General features: G+C 37.0%; 21 protein-coding genes and 1 riboswitch. Of the genes, 16 read left to right on the top strand and 5 right to left on the bottom strand.

The annotated features are described in order from the left end of the window. Window positions 1-420 precede the first annotated feature (420 nt). A complete protein-coding gene (locus OLD84_RS05260; protein WP_264917289.1) occupies window positions 421-1,650 on the top strand; it encodes an IS4 family transposase in 1,230 nt (409 codons plus the stop codon). Window positions 1,651-2,000: 350 nt separating this feature from the next. Here the strand turns inward: OLD84_RS05260 and OLD84_RS05265 are convergent, their stop codons facing one another. The 4 genes from OLD84_RS05265 to OLD84_RS05280 all read right to left on the bottom strand — a co-directional run bounded on the left by OLD84_RS05265 (window position 2,001) and on the right by OLD84_RS05280 (window position 4,379). Continuing rightward, window positions 2,001-2,768 carry a hypothetical protein gene (locus OLD84_RS05265; RefSeq protein WP_209463777.1) on the bottom strand — a complete coding sequence of 256 codons (768 nt, stop codon included), beginning with the start codon at window positions 2,766-2,768 and terminating at the stop codon, window positions 2,001-2,003. Beyond that, the gene (locus tag OLD84_RS05270) at window positions 2,768-3,634 is read right to left on the bottom strand and encodes an ATP-binding cassette domain-containing protein (RefSeq protein ID WP_209463776.1); all 867 of its coding nucleotides are present in this window, start codon (window positions 3,632-3,634) and stop codon (window positions 2,768-2,770) included. The genes OLD84_RS05265 and OLD84_RS05270 overlap by 1 nt, the downstream gene beginning before the upstream one ends. Beyond that, window positions 3,634-4,008 (bottom strand): GntR family transcriptional regulator, encoded by a 375-nt coding sequence (locus OLD84_RS05275; protein WP_209463775.1) that lies wholly within the window; start codon window positions 4,006-4,008, stop codon window positions 3,634-3,636. Before OLD84_RS05275 ends, OLD84_RS05270 begins: the two co-directional genes overlap by 1 nt. A 125-nt stretch (window positions 4,009-4,133) precedes the next feature. Beyond that, window positions 4,134-4,379: a hypothetical protein gene (locus OLD84_RS05280; protein WP_209463774.1), complete on the bottom strand. Its 246-nt coding sequence runs from the start codon at window positions 4,377-4,379 to the stop codon at window positions 4,134-4,136. Between the two features lie 282 nt (window positions 4,380-4,661). On the opposite strand from OLD84_RS05280, the gene OLD84_RS05285 reads away from it, so the two are divergent. From OLD84_RS05285 to OLD84_RS05340, 12 genes are all read left to right on the top strand, one after another. Then, entirely contained in the window at window positions 4,662-4,916 is a 255-nt protein-coding gene (locus OLD84_RS05285; RefSeq protein WP_245301622.1) for an HI0074 family nucleotidyltransferase substrate-binding subunit, read from the top strand. 331 nt (window positions 4,917-5,247) lie between these two features. Next, window positions 5,248-6,498: a TraB/GumN family protein gene (locus tag OLD84_RS05290; protein WP_209463773.1), complete on the top strand. Its 1,251-nt coding sequence runs from the start codon at window positions 5,248-5,250 to the stop codon at window positions 6,496-6,498. 195 nt (window positions 6,499-6,693) lie between these two features. Further along, window positions 6,694-6,936, top strand: a complete 243-nt coding sequence (locus OLD84_RS05295) for a hypothetical protein (RefSeq protein ID WP_209463772.1) — start codon at window positions 6,694-6,696, stop codon at window positions 6,934-6,936. Window positions 6,937-7,170: 234 nt separating this feature from the next. Then, window positions 7,171-8,079, top strand: coding sequence for a heme o synthase (cyoE, locus tag OLD84_RS05300; RefSeq protein ID WP_209463771.1), 909 nt, complete (start codon window positions 7,171-7,173; stop codon window positions 8,077-8,079). Window positions 8,080-8,579: 500 nt separating this feature from the next. Continuing rightward, complete coding sequence (locus tag OLD84_RS05305) at window positions 8,580-8,855, top strand: GNAT family N-acetyltransferase (protein WP_209463770.1); 276 nt, start codon at window positions 8,580-8,582, stop codon at window positions 8,853-8,855. 116 nt (window positions 8,856-8,971) lie between these two features. Beyond that, window positions 8,972-9,202 carry an excisionase family DNA-binding protein gene (locus OLD84_RS05310; RefSeq protein ID WP_209463769.1) on the top strand — a complete coding sequence of 77 codons (231 nt, stop codon included), beginning with the start codon at window positions 8,972-8,974 and terminating at the stop codon, window positions 9,200-9,202. Between the two features lie 115 nt (window positions 9,203-9,317). Next, the gene (locus OLD84_RS05315) at window positions 9,318-10,226 is read left to right on the top strand and encodes an RluA family pseudouridine synthase (RefSeq protein WP_209463768.1); all 909 of its coding nucleotides are present in this window, start codon (window positions 9,318-9,320) and stop codon (window positions 10,224-10,226) included. Between the two features lie 219 nt (window positions 10,227-10,445). Continuing rightward, window positions 10,446-10,769 carry a PadR family transcriptional regulator gene (locus OLD84_RS05320; protein ID WP_209463767.1) on the top strand — a complete coding sequence of 108 codons (324 nt, stop codon included), beginning with the start codon at window positions 10,446-10,448 and terminating at the stop codon, window positions 10,767-10,769. Next, window positions 10,762-11,322: a DUF1700 domain-containing protein gene (locus tag OLD84_RS05325; protein WP_209463766.1), complete on the top strand. Its 561-nt coding sequence runs from the start codon at window positions 10,762-10,764 to the stop codon at window positions 11,320-11,322. The genes OLD84_RS05320 and OLD84_RS05325 overlap by 8 nt, the downstream gene beginning before the upstream one ends. Then, complete coding sequence (locus tag OLD84_RS05330) at window positions 11,315-12,115, top strand: DUF4097 family beta strand repeat-containing protein (protein WP_209463765.1); 801 nt, start codon at window positions 11,315-11,317, stop codon at window positions 12,113-12,115. Before OLD84_RS05325 ends, OLD84_RS05330 begins: the two co-directional genes overlap by 8 nt. 367 nt (window positions 12,116-12,482) lie before the next feature. After that, a complete protein-coding gene (locus OLD84_RS05335; protein ID WP_209463764.1) occupies window positions 12,483-13,235 on the top strand; it encodes a hypothetical protein in 753 nt (250 codons plus the stop codon). Between the two features lie 2 nt (window positions 13,236-13,237). Further along, complete coding sequence (locus OLD84_RS05340; RefSeq protein ID WP_245301621.1) at window positions 13,238-13,969, top strand: ATP-binding cassette domain-containing protein; 732 nt, start codon at window positions 13,238-13,240, stop codon at window positions 13,967-13,969. A gap of 63 nt (window positions 13,970-14,032) precedes the next feature. Here the strand turns inward: OLD84_RS05340 and OLD84_RS05345 are convergent, their stop codons facing one another. Then, complete coding sequence (locus tag OLD84_RS05345) at window positions 14,033-15,019, bottom strand: DmpA family aminopeptidase (RefSeq protein ID WP_209463762.1); 987 nt, start codon at window positions 15,017-15,019, stop codon at window positions 14,033-14,035. A gap of 253 nt (window positions 15,020-15,272) precedes the next feature. Beyond that, window positions 15,273-15,420, top strand: a riboswitch (FMN riboswitch). Window positions 15,421-15,647: 227 nt separating this feature from the next. On the opposite strand from OLD84_RS05345, the gene ribD reads away from it, so the two are divergent. Genes ribD through OLD84_RS05360 form a run of 3 tightly spaced genes read left to right on the top strand, consistent with a single transcriptional unit; the run spans window position 15,648 to window position 18,577 of the window. Then, window positions 15,648-16,763: a bifunctional diaminohydroxyphosphoribosylaminopyrimidine deaminase/5-amino-6-(5-phosphoribosylamino)uracil reductase RibD gene (gene ribD, locus OLD84_RS05350; protein ID WP_209463761.1), complete on the top strand. Its 1,116-nt coding sequence runs from the start codon at window positions 15,648-15,650 to the stop codon at window positions 16,761-16,763. Beyond that, the gene (gene ribE, locus OLD84_RS05355; protein ID WP_209463760.1) at window positions 16,744-17,337 is read left to right on the top strand and encodes a riboflavin synthase; all 594 of its coding nucleotides are present in this window, start codon (window positions 16,744-16,746) and stop codon (window positions 17,335-17,337) included. Before ribD ends, ribE begins: the two co-directional genes overlap by 20 nt. A gap of 40 nt (window positions 17,338-17,377) precedes the next feature. Then, window positions 17,378-18,577, top strand: coding sequence for a bifunctional 3,4-dihydroxy-2-butanone-4-phosphate synthase/GTP cyclohydrolase II (locus tag OLD84_RS05360; protein WP_209463759.1), 1,200 nt, complete (start codon window positions 17,378-17,380; stop codon window positions 18,575-18,577). Window positions 18,578-18,586 lie beyond the last annotated feature (9 nt).

Raw genomic sequence — 18,586 nt, forward strand, 5'->3', positions numbered from 1 at the left:
AATAAAAAACAAAGTAAAAATTGCTACAAACGGGCGCTTTCGCGGAATAAGAAATGAGGCAACTATTACTTTATCGGGCCAGATTATCGAGAAAAATTGACAGAGAGCAGGATTCAATTTGATCATAGAAACAATTACTTCTTCTTTGATTACAGGGATATTTTATACCATAATTATGGGATTGTTCTTCAAGAAGAAAGGAGAAAAATCTTCAAGAATATTATTGAGCGGTGTATTATTTACTGTTATTTTTTTTATTTTATCTTCACTAGCGTTGCATAAACTTTTCATACAAAAGTCAAGCGATTTATCTAGTTGAAAATTAAGAATAATGGTAATTTTCACTTTAAAAATGCATAAAAAAACCTTATAATTAGGGTATGGTAGTCCTGTCCAAATCCCTAATTATAAGGAGCAACCATGGACAATAATACCATAAAAACTGTATTCAAGGAATACATTCATCCATTAGATTCAAAAGTAATTCAAAAAATGATTGACCACGTTGGGCTTGATAAGTATGTCAAAAAGTTCGATGTACTGGCATATACGAAAACTTTTATCTATGCACAACTAAAAGAACTAGATAATCTTCAGCGAGTAAGTGACACGATTAAACGTCAGAAAACAGTTCAAAGATTAGTGGGCATAGAAAGTATTAGTAAATCACAACTTTCTCGAAAAAATAGGGAGATCCCACACGAAATGTTTGAGGTAATCCTCCATCATTTAATTCAAAAACTGCACCATACACTTGGACCGAGAATGGTAAGCAAAGAACTTGGAAAGCTTCATCTGATTGATTCATCAACCATTTCAATGTGTCTGAGTCAATATGAGTGGGCAGATTTTCGAGATACAAAAGCTGGGGTGAAGATGCATACCTCCATTTCCTTTTGCGATGATCTTTCTTACCCAAATAAAGTTATTCTTACACCGGCAAGACCTGCAGATGAAACACAGCTGGATGCATTGATTGTGCCGGATAAAAACGTGCTTCATGTATGGGATCGAGGCTATTTCAACTTTGATAAATTTGACGATTACTCGAAAAATAATATTCGTTTTGCTACACGCATTAAAAAGAATACGGTGGTACATGTAATCGAAGAATTACCCGTTGACAGTTCTTCTCCAATCACCCGTCATGCCATCGTGAAAATGGGAAACATGAAAAAACCAGTTCAATTAGTAGAAACACGAGACAGTGAAGGAAATCAAATTAGAATTGTGTGTAATGATGCGAAACTGAGTGCACAGGAAATCAGTGATATTTATCGTAATCGCTGGCAAATTGAACTTTTTTTCAAATGGGTAAAGCAACATCTCATTATCAAAAAGTTGTATGGAAAAAGTGAAAATGCCGTATATAACCAACTATACTTAGCTATGATTGTGTTCTGCTTAACGCTTTTGATGAAAAACAAAATAGGCTATAAAGGTACACTTATGCAAATGCTTCACTGGATTAGTGATTGCTGGTCTAAATCAATGACAACTTTTATTTCCAACGTATTCAAGGCACCTGAACGCACATCCAGTGGAAGACGACGGCAAGAGCACGAAAAAATCTTTGAAGAAACCTTAGCACAATACGAATCTGGAGATGTTTTGCACTTAGATGATCAACTATATGATCCAATTATTTAATGAATAGTATATAAAATTCAGAAAATTGATGAAGGGCTACCTTTAGCGCCTATTGTCTTTTTTTCATAAATAAAACAAAGTATATATCAGAAAATTGAGACATCCGTTATTGGGCCTGAAATTTAATAGTTGACTTTTTCAAAACTTTTTTATGCAACGCTAGTGGGAAACTATAGAATTTAAATGCTGTGGATAACTTATATATTGGAATAGCCACGTCCAGCTCCAGCGCCTTTGTTCAAAGATACTTATTCCCTAGATAGCGAAATCGGCTATTTCGCCGATTTCTACCAATCCGACCCCTGGCTTCCACCCTCTGGAAAGACGAGGTGGTAGCTGAGTTTTTCTTATTATATATCTATTGGTGCTCGTTTAGTTAATAGACGTATCATCATAAACGTTGCTACAATGACTACAAAAACTAACGGAAGAGCTAATGCTTCTGGGACAATATCTAAAAAGGCAAAGCTTTCAAATAGTGGTATATCCATTGCTAATCGTATCATGGAATCTTTAACTGCAATAAGGGCAATACCAATTGCAATAAATAATATTCCACCAATAACACCTAAACGTTTAAAAGCCGCTCCAATCAACCAGCCAATAATATAAAACACCAATATATTCAGGCTAAATAAAGCAAGTGATAGTAGTAGATTTGATTCTGGACTAATAAACGGTGAAAGGATCATAGCCTGAATGATCTCTCCGATGATATTTCCATCAACATCAACCACAACATCTTCCAGTGTATTTTCATTTAAAACAATGTTGGTAAATTGATTTACTATAAACTTTTCTATAAGGCTAAGAACATAGAGTATAATCGGGATAATAATGGATAAACCAATACTTGCAATCACATTTCCATAAAAATAATTTGTCCTTGTGATTCCATTTTCCACAAAGTAGGTAAGGAAACTAATTACAATAATCCCAATAACAAGCATATAAATGTTACTTGCGATATAGCCAGAACTATAAAGCAAATCTACATTTGACTGAAAGATCATTTTTACAACATCTATGAGAAGGAAAATCCCAAGAGCCCAAAGTGTCCATGTAAATTGTATGAACAATAAATCCAAGCCGGTTTTAGTAAAAGATACTGGTTTCATTAATGCTCCTCCTTTGTTAGTTGAATAAATAAATCCTGGAGTGAGACAGGACCAATATTAAGCCCTTGCTCTTTTGCAGAAGCTTTATCAGCTTCACTTAAGGCACCGTAAAGTGTTATTGATCTTGTATCACCTAATTGTTCTTCATTTAATACTTCTTTATCTTTAGCAAATGCATCAACTGCCAGTTTATTTCCAACCACGGTCACTCCACGAGATACTAAGTCATCGTATGATTCGTGAAGGAGTAGATTCCCTTCGTTAATAATGATTACCTCATCAAATAAATAATCCATTTCAGAAACGAGATGTGTAGATAAAATCATGATTCGTGGATGGATTTCTTGTTCTTTTAATAGTTCTTTATAAAATAAATCTCGAGCTGGTGCATCCATTCCAAGATATACTTCATCAAAAATGGTAATCGGTGATCTGCTCGCTAATCCGACAACGACGTTAAAAGCAGATTGCTTCCCTGTAGATAGTTTTTGAAGTGGCTTTTTTTCTTCAAGCTTGAATTTTTTTAATAGCTCTTCTGCATAATCTAAATTAAAATTTGGACGGTAGCGTTTTATATGTTTTATGACACTTGATGGAGGATCAGTTTCTCCAGTAAAGTCCTTGTTGTACATAAAAGTTACCTGTTGCATGATCCCGGCATTTTCAAATGGTTCCTCGCCATCCATCAATAATTTACCGGACGTAGGTTCACGAAATGAACCAAATAGGGAAAGGAGGGATGTTTTACCTGCGCCATTTCTACCGAGTAAGCCATAGATTTTTGGTTCGGTTATTTCAACGTTTATATCATGCAAGATTTGATCGCTCCCATATGCGAGATGAAGGTTCTTTGCCTCAATATGCATTATTTTTCACTTCCTTTAACTTTTTTAATAAACTTAAGGATTTCCTCATTTGTAATTTCTAATTTGTTGGCTTCTTGAACGAGTGTGACGATGTAATCTTCAATAAATAATTCGCGTCGTTTATCGAGTAATTTTTCTCTGGATCCTTCAGTGACAAACATACCAATTCCCCTTTTCTTATAAAGTATTTCCTCTTCTATCAGTTGATTGATCCCCTTAGAAACTGTGGCATGGTTGATTTTATAGAAACTTACTAACTGATTTGTAGAAGGTGCCTGATCGTTGGGGTGCAATTGTTTATTAATAATCTGATCTTCAATTTGTTCACGAACTTGCTTATAGATAGGTTTGTCTTCATTGAAAAGATTTTTCATGACGGCCCTCCTTTAGGTTATCTGCTAATACAGTTATATACCTATGTGTATAACCATAACAGTGTGACTTTTAGTTGTCAATATTGTGGTGAATTTATAAGCTACTAAAATGGTGAGCAGTTGGTTTATTCATTGAATAGAGATCTAAAAATGTTAGAGGTGTAGATGTCAGCACGAATTGTTTCTTCCCTATTATCTTCTACTTTTTCAACCCAATGTGGATCAACTACGATAGCTCGTCCAATTGCAGCAAAGTCCGTTTTCCCTTTTTCCAATACAAGTGTTGCATCATCAGGTGTATGACTGCTTAATTCAACATAATTCTGGATTTGATCCAATATAACTTGAGATTTTTTCTTTCGTTTTGACATGAGAATGTATCAAAATAATGATATAATATCGGTACTATAATCAGGAGATGTAAGTTATACCCATCAATAAGATCAAATTCAGATTTAAGAAATAACTATAGTGAAATATCGGAATTTTGCCATAGGTATGCCAGTTTATATCACTAAAAATGGGCAGGGAGATTTAGATACACACTGGAGACAAAGATTTAGTAGCTTCTCTAAGTCATACAAACTCTTAGATAAATATTCAAAACAGCCTATAGCAAACGAAATAGAAAAAGCAGGCTTGAATTTTTTGAAATGACATTTGAACTAGCTTGTAAAGTTTTAAAGGACTACTTGGAGGCGAAGGGGTATGTTATAAAAAGCCCTAGAGAAACGTTAAAGCAGGCATTTCAAAATGGTTTGATAGAGGATGGTCATGCTTGGATAGATGCTCTGTCGAAACGGAATTTAACAACCCACACGTATGACGAAGCACTAGCTGATAAATTTATTCTTGAAATCAAACAAATATACGCCCCTCTATCATTACATAAAAAGCTTTCAGAGTAATGATAGTTATGTGTGGATTATTAGAGAGGGATATTGAATTTTTCTATAGAGCATTAGTGCAGTTCACGGAAATTGAAAAGACTATTATTTTTGGAAGCCGCGCTAATTGAAGTTATAAAAAAGGATCTGATGTTGATATTTCAATGACGATCAACAAAAAAGAAGAATCACTAAAAATGAATAACTCCAGTCTGGATTTCCAAGTGGTTCATGCAGAAGGTAATTTTATCTGCTAAATTAGAGGAGTCTCATTAGGAGATTCCTCTTTCATATTGTAAAATTTTTCAGTAAAATAATAAATGCAGTATATAAAAATGGAGGAGAACTTAATATGACGTTCAAAAAAATTAATCTGATAGGTATGTTTTTTCTTTTGCTACTGGTGAGTGCATGTAGTAGTGAAACGATCTCATTTGAAGACGAGTCTTTGGAGGAAGTTGTTTTAGAAGAACTTGGAATGGAGTCTGAAGATGTTACAGAAGAAAACTTGGCAACGATTGATAGTTTGGACGCCGACAATTCGAACATTACCAACTTAGAAGGTATTCAATCTTTACAAACACTAGAGAGTCTAAACCTTGCTGGAAACGAAATAGAGGATCTATCTCCATTATCATCATTGGATCAACTCGAGAATGTACATCTGGGGACTGTTTATATCACAGCTGATGAGAATGATACAAATTGGCAAACAATCGAAGAACTTGAGGAGCAAGGGTTGGAATTGGATGCTAGCGTACGTCTTTCTTTTGACGAACATGAAGGTCCTTCTGAAGGTGTTTTCTATCAAGTCGAAGAAGGCGATCGAACAGCGTACTTATTGGGCTCTATTCATGCTGGTGATGAGGACCTCTATCCACTTCATGAGGATATTGAAACAGCTTTTGATAGCGCGGACCACTTAGCCGTTGAAATAGATATTTCAGATATAAATGAAATTGAGTCTTCTCAGACGATCATGCAGCAAGGGATGTATATGGACGGATCCGCTTTGTCAGATCAAATCAGTGAGGAAAGCTATGAGGAAATAGTAGCGTATTTATCCGCCTTTGGTATTCCTGAGCAGATGATCGATCAATTCAAACCTTGGTTTGTATCGATGATGTTAGCTGAAGTGGCTATGGATCAGACCAATTTTACAGCTGAATATGGAATTGACATGTACTTTATGGACAAAGCAAATGAAGAGGACATGCCCATTACTAGTCTAGAATCGCTTGAAAAGCAGATAGAATTTTTAAGTTCTTCTCCAGAAGAAGAACAAGTTGATAGTTTAGAAGCAACAATAGCTGAACTTGATAATTATGGAGAAGAATTAACACAAATGATGCGACTTTGGCGTTCGGGTAATGAAGAGGTATTTACGGAGTTGCGAAACTTTGACGATGGCTACGATCAAATAGCAATGGATGAACGTGACTTAGATATGGCAGATCAAATTGAAGACTTCTTAACCGAGCCTTCCAATGACGAAGAAACGTATTTCATCGTTGTTGGTGCCCTGCATCTAGTCGGAGATGAGAGTATTGTAGGGCTTTTAGAGGAACGAGGATATGACGTTGTAGACGGAATTTCAAATTAAAGAATTAACGCGCTTTCCTACCACCCCAAGTCCAGTCGGAGGACTTGGGTAATTTACGTATTTTTCCTGTGCAGAAAGGACCGTATATTTGATAGAATAATAGAGTACCAGTATTGGAAATATAGCGAGGGTGATTTCCTTGGCAAAAGCCAGGTTTTCTAAAAATGGAATTATAGAACGAGGGAGTTGCTATATATGGAATTTATGATATATGTAATAATTATAGCAATAGGCGTCGGATTGTTATTTATTGTCTTAAAAAAAATTAGTGATTTTTTCAAAGAGCAGGATGCAGGCTACCATAACAATCATTCTATGGATGATGAAAAAGCCTTGCAGCAACGAAAAGAAATGATTGCAAACCAACGGGAGATATTGCGCGAGCTTAGAGAATTGAACCATAAAATGGATAAAGAGAATAACAAAGAGTTGATGTGAATTAGAGGCCTTGGCATTCGCCAAGGTCTTAGGTGGATTGCCTTATTTGCATTTATCTGATAGGAATCTTTATTCTTTGTGCATCTGCTAAGAAAGAATTTTTTTAAATTCCATGATATAATTAGGATACAATTTTACAGTAATATTCATTATATACTCCCTTTTTTATTTGGTAAGAAAGGTGAAATAGAATTTTAAAAAATTTGGATATGCAGTAATCAGAGGGGGATAGAGATGAACAACGAGATGACGTCTTCAGAGAAGATGGTAACAACGAATAACATAATCAGTGATTTGAAATCAATTTTAAAATTGAAAGTTCTAATAGCTAATATACTGCCTGTCTTTACTGCTTTCTGGTTAGCCATTTATATTACTGGCTCTTCTTTTACAGAGCATTTGGGCTTATTTTTGTTAACGATGATAGGAAGTACGCTCATTGTGGCTGGTGCATTGCTGTTTAATAATTGGTATGAAGTTGATCTTGATAAGGAAATGCTACGGACGAAATCACGGCCGACTGTGACAGGTAATTTTTCACTTCAAGCGGTATTTAGAACGGCAGTAGCTTTGACAGTACTTGGTTTAATCTTGATGCTATTCACCACGATAGAAGCGGCTGTTTATGCTTTCCTTGGATGGTTTGTATATGTTGTACTGTACACGGTATGGTCGAAAAGAAGGTATACACTTAATACGGTCATTGGTAGTTTATCAGGCGCATTTACACCTTTAATAGGTTGGGCGGCTATCGAACCTGCTTTTCATATAGTGCCAATTGTGTTATTTATGATGTTGTTCATTTGGCAAATACCACACACATTTGCAATAGCCATAAAAAGGCATGATGAATATAAAGCTGCAGGCGTTCCCATGCTTCCAGTTGTACATGGAATTGCATTTACCAAACGACAAATTCTTGTATATATTGCTTGTTTATTCCCATTACCTTTTTTCCTGTCAATGTTTGGGTCAATATTCATCGTAATTGCTACATTGCTCAATGTTGGTTTCTTATACTTGGCTATAAGAGGTTTTTACACGAATAATGAATTGAAATGGGCGCAACAAATTTTCATTTATTCACTAGTATATTTAATCGCCTTTTTCCTAGTAATGATTATCGCTTCGTTACTTGTGTGAAAATAGGAGCAAATCAGGATTTCTCTGTGTAGAGATTCTGATTTTTTATGGCCGTTTAACGGGCGGGTCGACTACATACGGCACGTCTTAGACTGCGCGGCTCGCCCAACCGAAACCGTTTGTACGTCGTAGAACCCCCACGGAATGAAATATGCTTATGCGCGCATTAGGTCGTGTAGAGTAACTGATTATTATCTTATTCGTCTTGAATTAGAAAATAATGGAATAAAATATGGAGCTACGATGACATATAGTACAGGGAAAGTTGACTTATGATCGGTATAGTTAGGAAGACCTGGTGAATGTCCTCTTGCTTATGGTTAGAGATGAACCGCGTTAGTTATTGCTAGATGATAGATTGTAATGTAATTCCATGGTACAATAAGTCCTAAAGTAAATAGTGAGTTTATTTTGGCAATATGTTATCCAATACTTACTTTATGTTGTGTTAACCGTATACAGGTGATAATTCCTAAAATTTTTTCAATGGAGGTTTCCAGATGGCTACTATTAATAAAGGGGAAAATAAATTTTACGTAGGCGATAGTATAAAGGATCCAATGGCAGAAATTACATTTGTACAGAATGGTGATAACAGGCTTATTATTGATCATACTTATGTATCGGACGAGCTTCGTGGACAAGGAATTGCTGGGGATTTAGTAGAAAAAGTAGTGTTGTTTGCACGGGAAAAAGGAAAAAAAGTTATGCCTCTATGTCCGTATGCTAAGGATAAAATTAAAAAAACGCCAGCGTATCAAGACGTGGTGGAGTAGTAAAGATTAGCGAACAGTGCCTGGCACTGTTCGTTTTCGGTAAAAAGAGAGATACTGCATTTTAAAAAATGAAAAGTATAGAGTAAATTGAGTTACAAAGAAAGGAATCATGCTCGATGTACCTTACAATAGAAGAGATTGCAGAATTCCTATCTATAGAAGAATCAAAAGTTAGAGCGTTTGTCATACAAGGTCGTATTCGTGCCATCCATGACGGCGAGCAGTACCTTATAAATAAGGATCAGTTCGATACACATTTTGAACAGGTTGAAAAATACAGGAAAATGATTCAAGATTATCTTAATGAACCGCTTCCTGAAGATATCGATGTGAAGGATGAGGATTAGATTCGCATCTAATCGGTTAAATTAAAGAGAAGAAGTTGATGTTTAAACTGTCCTTTTTAGTTCCTTTTGAAACACGCACTATAACGTATTATTTTTACATTAGAGGAGATCATACATGTCTAAGAAGCACAAGTCCACAAATAAAAAGCAAGCAAATTCGCTTATTTATACGGTGAAGGAAGAAACAGAATTATTGCCTTTTTTATTGGAGTCCATGTCCAATCGTAGTAGAAATTCAGTGAAGTCCATTCTCACAAGAGGTCAGGTTACGGTTGATGATCACATTGAAACAAAACATAATTATTCACTAAGCGCCGGACAAACCGTTACTATTTTAAAAAATAAAGCAGCGGTGAAGGAAAGTGCGTTAATTGGTATGTCCATTTTACATGAGGATGAAGACATTATTGTCATTAATAAGGAAGCCGGCTTACTTTCCATTGCTACAGAAAAAGAAAAGAAGCAAACCGCACATCATCAATTAATGGAATATGTTCGGCGTGAAGATCCACAGAACCGAATTTTCGTTGTGCACCGTCTGGATAAAGATACGTCAGGTGTCATGATGTTTGCTAAAAGTGAGAAAGCGAAGCGCACCCTTCAAGATGCATGGAAAGAAAATGTAAAAGAACGGACCTATGTTGCGTTGGTGGAAGGAGAAGTAGCGAAGGAAAAAGGGTATGTTTCGTCATGGATCAAGGAGAGCAAAACCCATCTGATGTATTCGAGTCCAACTAGAAATGATGGACAGCATGCAATTACGCATTATCAAGTCATCCGTTCCAATAAAGATTTCTCCTTACTGGATGTCCAGTTAGAAACAGGTAGGAAAAATCAAATTCGTGTTCATATGCAGGATTTGGGTAATCCAGTTGTCGGTGATAAAAAGTATGGCTCCAAACAAAATATAATTAGACGTCTTGGCCTTCACGCGAAAGTATTGGCTTTTACACATCCAACTACGGGTGAATTATTGCGATTTGAAGCGAAAGTTCCGAAATCGTTTTTGGTGAAGTCTAAGTGATGATGTTATTGGTATTGTATAACTAATTCGTCTCTCTCTAAAGAAATTGAAATAACGAGCACGAAAGCTTGAAATAATTTGAATGCCCCTGTTTATAGGGGTTATTTTTTATGAATTTTAATATAGTACCTTGCATAAAACAGTAGTAAGATGTATAGTATTTATTAAGGTACTGTTTATTATATAGTAGTGAACGGTGAAAAGAGGTGTAATTGATTCTTGAACATACAATTTAAAAAAGGTGTTTTAGAACTATGTGTGCTTGCGCTTTTAGATAAACAAGATCGATATGGCTATGAACTTGTACAAAAAATTTCTGACCGGATAGCTATATCCGAAGGCTCTGTATATCCATTATTAAGAAGGTTGAAAAAGGAAGAATACTTCACGACATACTTGCAGGAATCCAAAGAAGGTCCTTCGCGTAAATATTATAGGCTGACTGAAAAGGGAAGAGGTTACCTTCATCAGCTTATCGAGGAATGGCAGCAATTTTCTATTGGTGTGACTGAATTAATAAAGGAAGGTGTTCGTGATGAATAAAGAGCAATTCGTAAAAAAACTAGATGTGGCATTAAAAAAACTTCCTGAAGGGGAACGGCTGGATATTTTACAAGATTTCCAGGAGCATTTTTCCATCGGGAAAGAAGAAGGAAAAAGCGAGGAAGAGATTGCTGAGTCTCTGGGATCACCCAATCAAATTGCAAAGGAATTACTTGCTACCTATTATTTAGAAAAAGTGGAAGATGTATCCACAACTGGTAATATTCTGCGAGCCGTGTGGGCTGTTATTGGATTAGGATTTTTCAATTTAGTCATTGTGCTTGGGCCATTTATTGCATTTGTTTCGGTCTTACTTACAGGCTGGGTGTTGGCAGTTGCATTTATTGCTACTCCACTACTGGTTGTAGTTAATCTGGCCATTTATCCGGACACATTTCAATACTTTGACTTATTTTTCTCGCTCGCACTCGCGGGTCTGGGCCTATTGATTGCTATTGGAATGGTGTATGCAACACGTTTTGTTGCTACAGGATTTGTGCGTTATTTGCACTATAATGCAAAACTTGTGAAGGGTGGTTTGCAACATGGGTAACGTAAAAAAAGTAGCTGTTGTTGCTTTGCTGTTATTACTCATTGGTGGACTTGGAAGTATTTTTACATTTAATTTTAATGAACGGACGGCTATTGCTGAAACCAAAACTGCGGATACGGATAATATAACAGCTATTGATATTCGGATGAACAATGAGAAAGTAATCATTAAGCCTACAGAAGAACCCCAAGCAAGAATAGAGTTAACAGGAAACGAGGCAAACGATGATAAAACGGAATTGTCGGTGAAAGAAAATGGCAACACATTATCCATTGAAACAACGAAGCAGAGAGAGAAACTCTTTCAGTTTTTTTCTTGGGGAGGCGCGATGACGCTCACAGTATATCTCCCTGAAAAATCATATGAATCGTTAGTTGTCGATATAGATAATGGAAGTTTTCAAGCAGAACAATTAACGATAGAAGATATTAATGCATCAACAAATAACGGGGAAATTGCAATGGCCGATATTACAGCTGGAACTGTCAACGTGCATTCGAACAATGGAAAAATAAAGCTAGATCATGTCGCTGGAGAAATCAACGGCAAGACAAATAACGGGGCAATCTCTCTTGTAACCGAGGGACTGGAACGCTCCATTGATTTTGATACTGACAACGGGAGTATTACCATCCAGACAGACGAAGAACCAACAAATGCGGTATTAGATGTACGGGTGGATAACGGGAAAATCAATATCTTCGGAGATTCGGACTGGGATACTGTGATTGGGAATGGTGATAACCAGATTAAATTGACTACGAATAATGGGAGTATTACGGTGGAGAAGTAGGTTATTTAGAAAAGCAAAGCAATAAATTTTAGAAAAAACATAAAAAGTATTGAATCTATCGTTACGTAACCCTGTATAATGAACGTAACGGAGGTTGAGTAACTTGGCTTAACTTCGCTTCAAGATGCAAGGAAAGAGAATGTAAAAGTATTGGCTTTTACACACCCAACTACGGGTGATATAATGAAGTTTGAAGCAGATGTTCCGAAGCCATTTTTATCAACGTCAAAATAGCTAGGTAAGAATAGAATCTCACTTGTATCATGACGTGATGGTGGGATTTTATTTTCAATCAAAATTAACTTAAAATTCCAAGTTTTAAGTCATGAATCCAAAAATTAACAGTGAACCGTGGAGGAGGTTATGTATGTTAGCCAAGATTTTAAAAAGCTACGAATTCTTTCTAGTATTTAATAAAGAAGTTTTTTATAATAAGTTTTCATACCTATGGACGTTAGTAATACCAGGCTTCTTTCTTGTTATTAACACATGGGGGATTGGTAGTTCTTTCACCTACTCCGAATTTAGAGATGTGATGTTTTTCTATTGGAGTTTCATTATTTTAATGACAGCGGCTAATGGGATTGGGGTGGGGATTCTCGATATGCGAGATAATAATTATTTAAAAACGTATAAATATATCTCTGGTAGTAAAACACCTATCCTATTAGGGAGGATTGAATCACAATGCTTCTTTCTACTTGTTAACATTATATTTTTTACATTGGTAAGTGGGTTCGTATTCAATCAGCCAACAGGTTCCCTTCTTCTTACTGGAGCTTTTGTTTCGGTACTAGTGGCGATACCAGTATTCTTATTGCTGTTGATTGTTACGACTTTGCCTTTTGAATCTAATTCCGTTGCACAAGTCTTGATATTGTTTATTATAATGCTAGCTAATTTAACCAGCTTTAATTCTGACTTTCAACTGATGACCGATTACATACAAGTGTTTAACCCGGCAGTTGTCATAGGAAATAGCGCTACAGTCTTACATGATTTTTTCTTAGGAAATAGCAATAGTATGTTTATCATTTCGGTGGTTCCATTAATACTCTACTCCCTTATCGGGATGTTGGCATACTATCGTCTAGATATTATATCTAAGAAAGGAAGATGAATTTGAAAATTGATTCTTTACGTTTTTCATACAAAAGACATTCACCTCCAGTATTAGAGGATATAACGACAGCATTTTACCAAGATAAACTTAATGTGATCGTGGGCTTAAATGGAGCGGGAAAGACAACATTGCTTGATGTGATTACCGGTGTTCATACTGTAAATGGGTTTACACCCCCCTTTGAGGAAGGTGAAATTGTTTATCAATTACAGGGGATATTTATGCCGAATGTTTTAAAAGGGAGGGATGTTGTCAGACTGATTTTAAAGTCTGATTCAACTTCACCGTTTAAAGTATTAAAAGATCACTTTGTTCAGGACTTAGCAGATAGGGAAAAAGAAATGCTTGACCAATTATGGGATAGGAAAATAGGTGATATGTCAGTTGGTGAAAGAAGATGGTTGCTCATTAGATCCATCTCGCAGCTCAACAGAAAGCTGTATATCTTTGATGAACCAACAGCTGGGATCGACCCTGATGCTCGAACATATATTATGGAAGCACTGTCAAAATTGGTACAGAAAAGAAACACGCTTGTTATTATGTCTACACATATTTTGCATGAATTGGAATACATCAATTGTCATATAAACTTTTTACATAAGGGAAAAATGTTATACCATGGCGATTATGATAGATTTTTGAAGATAAATGGAACAAAGAATCCGGATACAGCATTTCGTAACTTTATCGAAACAGACGGTGAAAAGGTAAGTGATATCGGAAGCTGATCAGTATAATAAAATGAAAAGGATTGCTGGCAATAAATAAAGCTATCAATCCTTTCCTCTATACTATAGCGGTGCTTTTTCTAAATGTCGTCCTTTTCGACCTTCTGTAGTTTCAGCACTTTTCAACGAACTTATAATCGCTTCTTCCGTCGTTTCGATAACAGCCTGAAACAGTTGATTCATAATCGTATGGTCGTCGCGAAGAAATGTCATTGATTCAATCGATGTACCAGCATTATGATCGTAAGTATTGGCTGTTGTAAAAGCGATGGCAATGTCTCCGCTCTCATTGGCGATATGGCTGCCAGTTCTTGCTAACCCCACGGCACAACGCGTTGCCAGTCGCTTTAATTGACGGTCATAAAGTGGTACATCTGTTGCGATAACCATTATAATCGATCCGTCTGGAGTGTCTAACTGCATTTTATCCCAATTCGCAAATAATGCCTCTTCCCGTTTACCGAAATTGGTTAACACAAGGCAACCTACTGTGTATTTTTCATTACTGGTGGATACGACTCGAGAAGCTGTGCCGATCCCACCCTTATATCCAAAACAAACCATACCTTTCCCAGCACCAACAGCGCCTTTTTCTACAGGGTCGCTCGAGGCACCTTTAATTGCTTGGATAGCGTGTTCAGGTTTAATAGCTTGGTGTCGAATCGAGTTCAAGTAACTATCATTACATTCCCCTACAACGATATTAATCGAACTTGTTGTATCCCCAATTTCTTTTGTTTGATCGAGCATATATTGCAGTGCACCCTGCCAGACAGCACCTACACTAAAGGTGTTCGTCAACATGATTGGTGATTCCAAAAGCCCTAGCTCTTCAATTTGTACAAGTCCAGCCGCTTTGCTATATCCATTAATCACCGTTTTTGCTGCACGCGTTTTTTTGTTAAATAAATTATCTGGATGAGGGAGTATGGCTGTTACGCCTGTACAAATTGTGTTTTCCTCGTCCATTTTTTCATATAAAGTTACATGTCCTACCTTAACGCCCTTCACATCAATCATACAATTGGATTTACCTTTCGAGAGAGTCATCTATAGCCTTCCTCCTTTTTATCACAGTTTAACGGGCAACTAACCCCACATTGAATGAAGATTTACTTTATCGATAACAATTACTATAATCATTCACATTCTTAATATACTTTAAACAAGCATCACTCTGTCAAAAGTCCCCTCTTTTAAACCTATTCGACAAAAATTGTGGTTATCCTGCTATATGTTTTCCAAATCAGATGATTGCATTCTTATAAAAGGAAGTGGTATAATAATGAAAACTTAAATAGTAATATTCCTTCGGGGTGGGTGAAATTCCCAATCGGCGGTGATGAAGTAGTATTCTTAGTCCGCGACCCGTGCGGTTTTAATAAAACCAAGCGGTTGATCTGGTGCAGTGCCAGAACCGACAGTTATAGTCTGGATGGGAGAAGGAATTTTTGACAAGCAAGTAGCACATCTAATGAATGAATGGTGCATGGCATCGTTGTATGATTCTGCCAATGTATCATTTTTTAGGATACGTCTCTTACTTGCTGTGATAAAATTCTAACCTATGCCTCTGAAGCGATTTCAGGGGTTTTTTGTTTATATGAGAAGAATATGAACTAACGTCTCTTTTGAAAAATGAAGCCTTGCTAGCTAAAAAAGAAAGGGAGGGATAAGCGTGAAAGATGAAGATTATATGAAAATTGCGCTGGAATTAGCTCATGCGACCTCAGCGCAAACAAGTCCGAATCCTCCCGTTGGTTCAGTTGTTGTGAAAGATGGAGTCATCGTGGGGATGGGCGCACATTTAGAAGCAGGTGAAGCACATGCGGAAGTGCATGCACTGCAAATGGCAGGAGATAAAGCAATCGGTGCGACAATCTATGTCACCCTCGAGCCTTGTGCACATCATGGAAGAACCCCGCCGTGTGCGGAACTTATTATTGATAAAGGAATAAAGCGTGCGGTCATTGCAGTCACCGATCCAAATGAAAAAGTAGCAGGGCAAGGGATAAACATGCTTCGAGAAGCTAATGTGCAGGTTGATCTCGGTGTATTGGAAAAAGATGCTGAAGAATTAAATGCCGTTTTTTTCCATTATACAAAAACAAAAACCCCATTTGTGACCGTGAAATCTGCCATTAGCTTAGATGGGAAAACGGCAACTGTAACTGGTGAGAGCAAATGGATAACGGGTGAGGAAGCACGTTTGGATGTCCATCATTACCGTCGTACTCATGACGCGATTCTAGTAGGCATTAATACAGTCCTCACAGACAATCCAAGCTTGACCGCAAGAATTCCAAATAGTGGAGGAAATCCCGTGCGTATCATTTTGGATACGAACTTACGAACTCCACTTGATGCTAACGTTGTGACCGATAATGAGGCACCTACTTGGATTTTTGTTGGTAAGCATGTAGAAGAAACCAAGATGGAACCCTTTTTTAAAAAGCCTCAAGTGGACGTGATCCAACTGGAGGATGAAGAGATACGTATAAATAACGTACTAGAAATGCTAGGTGAGAGAGAAATCACGTCTTTATTTGTAGAAGGCGGTGCAGCGATTAATGGCTCCTTCTTAAAAAATGGACAAATTAACCAATTACTTATGTATATGGCGCCAAAATTAATTGGAGGCAAATTAGCACCAACTTCTTTTACAGGTGAGGGGATTAGGCAAATTTCGGATGTGCTGGAATTAGAAATTAAAGAAGTTGAAATGATAGGTGAAGATATAAAATTCAGGGCTGAAACAAGGAAGGAAGAGAAAGATGTTTACAGGAATAATTGAAGAAATGGGAACCGTGAAAAGCATGGAACATGTATCCGACCAGGCAATACAGATGGTAATTGGTTCAGAGAAAGTTCTTTCAGATATAAACACCGGAGACAGCATCTCAGTAAACGGTATTTGTTTAACGGTTACTGACTTTAATTCCGAAAGTTTTCACGTTGATGTGATGCCTGAGACGATTAAATCCACTTCGTTAAATGCTCTAGAGTCAGGTTCCAAGGTGAATTTGGAACGATCGATGGCAGCGAACGGCAGATTTGGTGGTCATTTTGTTTCAGGCCATGTCGATGGAACGGGCGAAATTGTTCGTAAAGAAAGACAAGAGAATGCGATTTATTATGATATTCAACTTTCTAAAGAACTTTATCCATTTTTATTGAATAAAGGATCCGTGTCAGTAGATGGAATCAGCTTGACTATTTTTAATGTCGCGGAGGATATATTCACCATTTCACTTATCCCGCACACGGTATCAGAAACAATTCTTGGTGAAAAAAGCACCGGAGATATCGTTAATATCGAGTGTGATATGCTCGCAAAATATGTGCAACAGATGATAGCTAATAAATAGTCAATATGATTACGCGACTTATGTGAAGGAAGGGAAGCTAATGTTTCATACAATTGAGGATGCAATTTTTGACTTAAAAGCTGGAAAGCCAGTAATTGTTGTTGATAGTGAAGATAGAGAAAATGAAGGGGATTTAGTAGCTTTGTCTGAAATGGCTACACCAGAAATTATTAATTTCATGATTACACATGCAAAGGGGTTAGTTTGTACATCCATTAAAGCGGATTTAGCTGAAAAGTTAGGATTATCTTTAATGACTAATCAGGCTACAGATCCATTAGGTACAGCCTTTACTGTAACGATTGACCATAAGGATACAACGACTGGTATTAGCGCAAGCGAACGATCGAAGACGATTCAAGCCTTACTAGATGCTGACGCGGATATGGCAGACTTCAAGCAGCCAGGACATGTATTCCCATTAATCGCAAAGGAAGGCGGTGTTTTGAGTCGTCCTGGCCATACAGAAGCCTCAGTTGATTTAGCTTCATTGAGCGGAGCGTTTCCTTCTAGCGTCATTTGTGAAATTATTAAAGATGATGGCGAGATGGCGAGGGTACCAGATCTAATGGAAATGGCCGAAGCCTTTGACTTGAAACTTATAACCATCGAAGATCTGATTGACTACCGTAAAAACAAGTCGAGTCATATCAAACGAGAAGTTGAAACCATTTTACCAAGTGAATTTGGGACATTTAAAATATTCGGCTATTCAAATGATCTGGATGATAAAGAACATATAGCGTTAGTGAAGGGGGACATCGATACAAGTGACGCTGTCTTAACGCGGATTCATTCTGAATGTTTGACAGGTGATGTCTTTGGATCACATCGTTGTGATTGCGGACCACAACTTCATCAAGCACTCGCGGAAATTGAAGAAGCTGGTCAAGGAATCCTGATATATATGCGCCAAGAAGGACGTGGCATCGGACTGATCAATAAGCTACGCGCATACAAATTGCAGGATGAGGGATTTGATACGGTCGAAGCAAATGAACAACTCGGATTTGCACCGGATCTGCGTAAATATGATTTTGGCGCACAAATTTTAAAAGATCTTGGCGTGCAAAATATCAATATCTTAACCAATAATCCTGAAAAAATGAAAGCACTGGAATCATTTGGGCTAAAGGTTGAATCACGGGTTCCAATAGAGACAGATACGCGGAAAGAAAATGAAAGTTACATGAAAACAAAGTATGTAAAATTAGGACACTTACTATCATTTCATAACTAGAAGGAGCTA

Source organism: Virgibacillus natechei, assembly GCF_026013645.1.
Lineage (GTDB): Bacteria > Bacillota > Bacilli > Bacillales > Amphibacillaceae > Virgibacillus_L > Virgibacillus_L natechei.

Bases quoted from the DNA above. Each gene is read 5' to 3' on its own strand.
- OLD84_RS05330 (WP_209463765.1), top strand. From the start codon at position 11,315: ATGGGTAACGTAAAAAAAGTAGCTGTTGTTGCTTTGCTGTTATTACTC.
- OLD84_RS05295 (WP_209463772.1), top strand. From the start codon at position 6,694: ATGGAATTTATGATATATGTAATAATTATAGCAATAGGCGTCGGATTG.
- OLD84_RS05260 (WP_264917289.1), top strand. From the start codon at position 421: ATGGACAATAATACCATAAAAACTGTATTCAAGGAATACATTCATCCA.
- OLD84_RS05305 (WP_209463770.1), top strand. From the start codon at position 8,580: ATGGCTACTATTAATAAAGGGGAAAATAAATTTTACGTAGGCGATAGT.
- ribE (WP_209463760.1), top strand. From the start codon at position 16,744: ATGTTTACAGGAATAATTGAAGAAATGGGAACCGTGAAAAGCATGGAA.
- OLD84_RS05325 (WP_209463766.1), top strand. From the start codon at position 10,762: ATGAATAAAGAGCAATTCGTAAAAAAACTAGATGTGGCATTAAAAAAA.
- OLD84_RS05280 (WP_209463774.1), bottom strand. From the start codon at position 4,379: ATGTCAAAACGAAAGAAAAAATCTCAAGTTATATTGGATCAAATCCAG.
- OLD84_RS05345 (WP_209463762.1), bottom strand. From the start codon at position 15,019: ATGACTCTCTCGAAAGGTAAATCCAATTGTATGATTGATGTGAAGGGC.
- OLD84_RS05285 (WP_245301622.1), top strand. From the start codon at position 4,662: ATGACATTTGAACTAGCTTGTAAAGTTTTAAAGGACTACTTGGAGGCG.
- OLD84_RS05310 (WP_209463769.1), top strand. From the start codon at position 8,972: ATGTACCTTACAATAGAAGAGATTGCAGAATTCCTATCTATAGAAGAA.
- OLD84_RS05315 (WP_209463768.1), top strand. From the start codon at position 9,318: ATGTCTAAGAAGCACAAGTCCACAAATAAAAAGCAAGCAAATTCGCTT.
- cyoE (WP_209463771.1), top strand. From the start codon at position 7,171: ATGAACAACGAGATGACGTCTTCAGAGAAGATGGTAACAACGAATAAC.
- OLD84_RS05360 (WP_209463759.1), top strand. From the start codon at position 17,378: ATGTTTCATACAATTGAGGATGCAATTTTTGACTTAAAAGCTGGAAAG.
- OLD84_RS05290 (WP_209463773.1), top strand. From the start codon at position 5,248: ATGACGTTCAAAAAAATTAATCTGATAGGTATGTTTTTTCTTTTGCTA.
- OLD84_RS05270 (WP_209463776.1), bottom strand. From the start codon at position 3,634: ATGCATATTGAGGCAAAGAACCTTCATCTCGCATATGGGAGCGATCAA.
- OLD84_RS05275 (WP_209463775.1), bottom strand. From the start codon at position 4,008: ATGAAAAATCTTTTCAATGAAGACAAACCTATCTATAAGCAAGTTCGT.
- OLD84_RS05335 (WP_209463764.1), top strand. From the start codon at position 12,483: ATGTTAGCCAAGATTTTAAAAAGCTACGAATTCTTTCTAGTATTTAAT.
- OLD84_RS05265 (WP_209463777.1), bottom strand. From the start codon at position 2,768: ATGAAACCAGTATCTTTTACTAAAACCGGCTTGGATTTATTGTTCATA.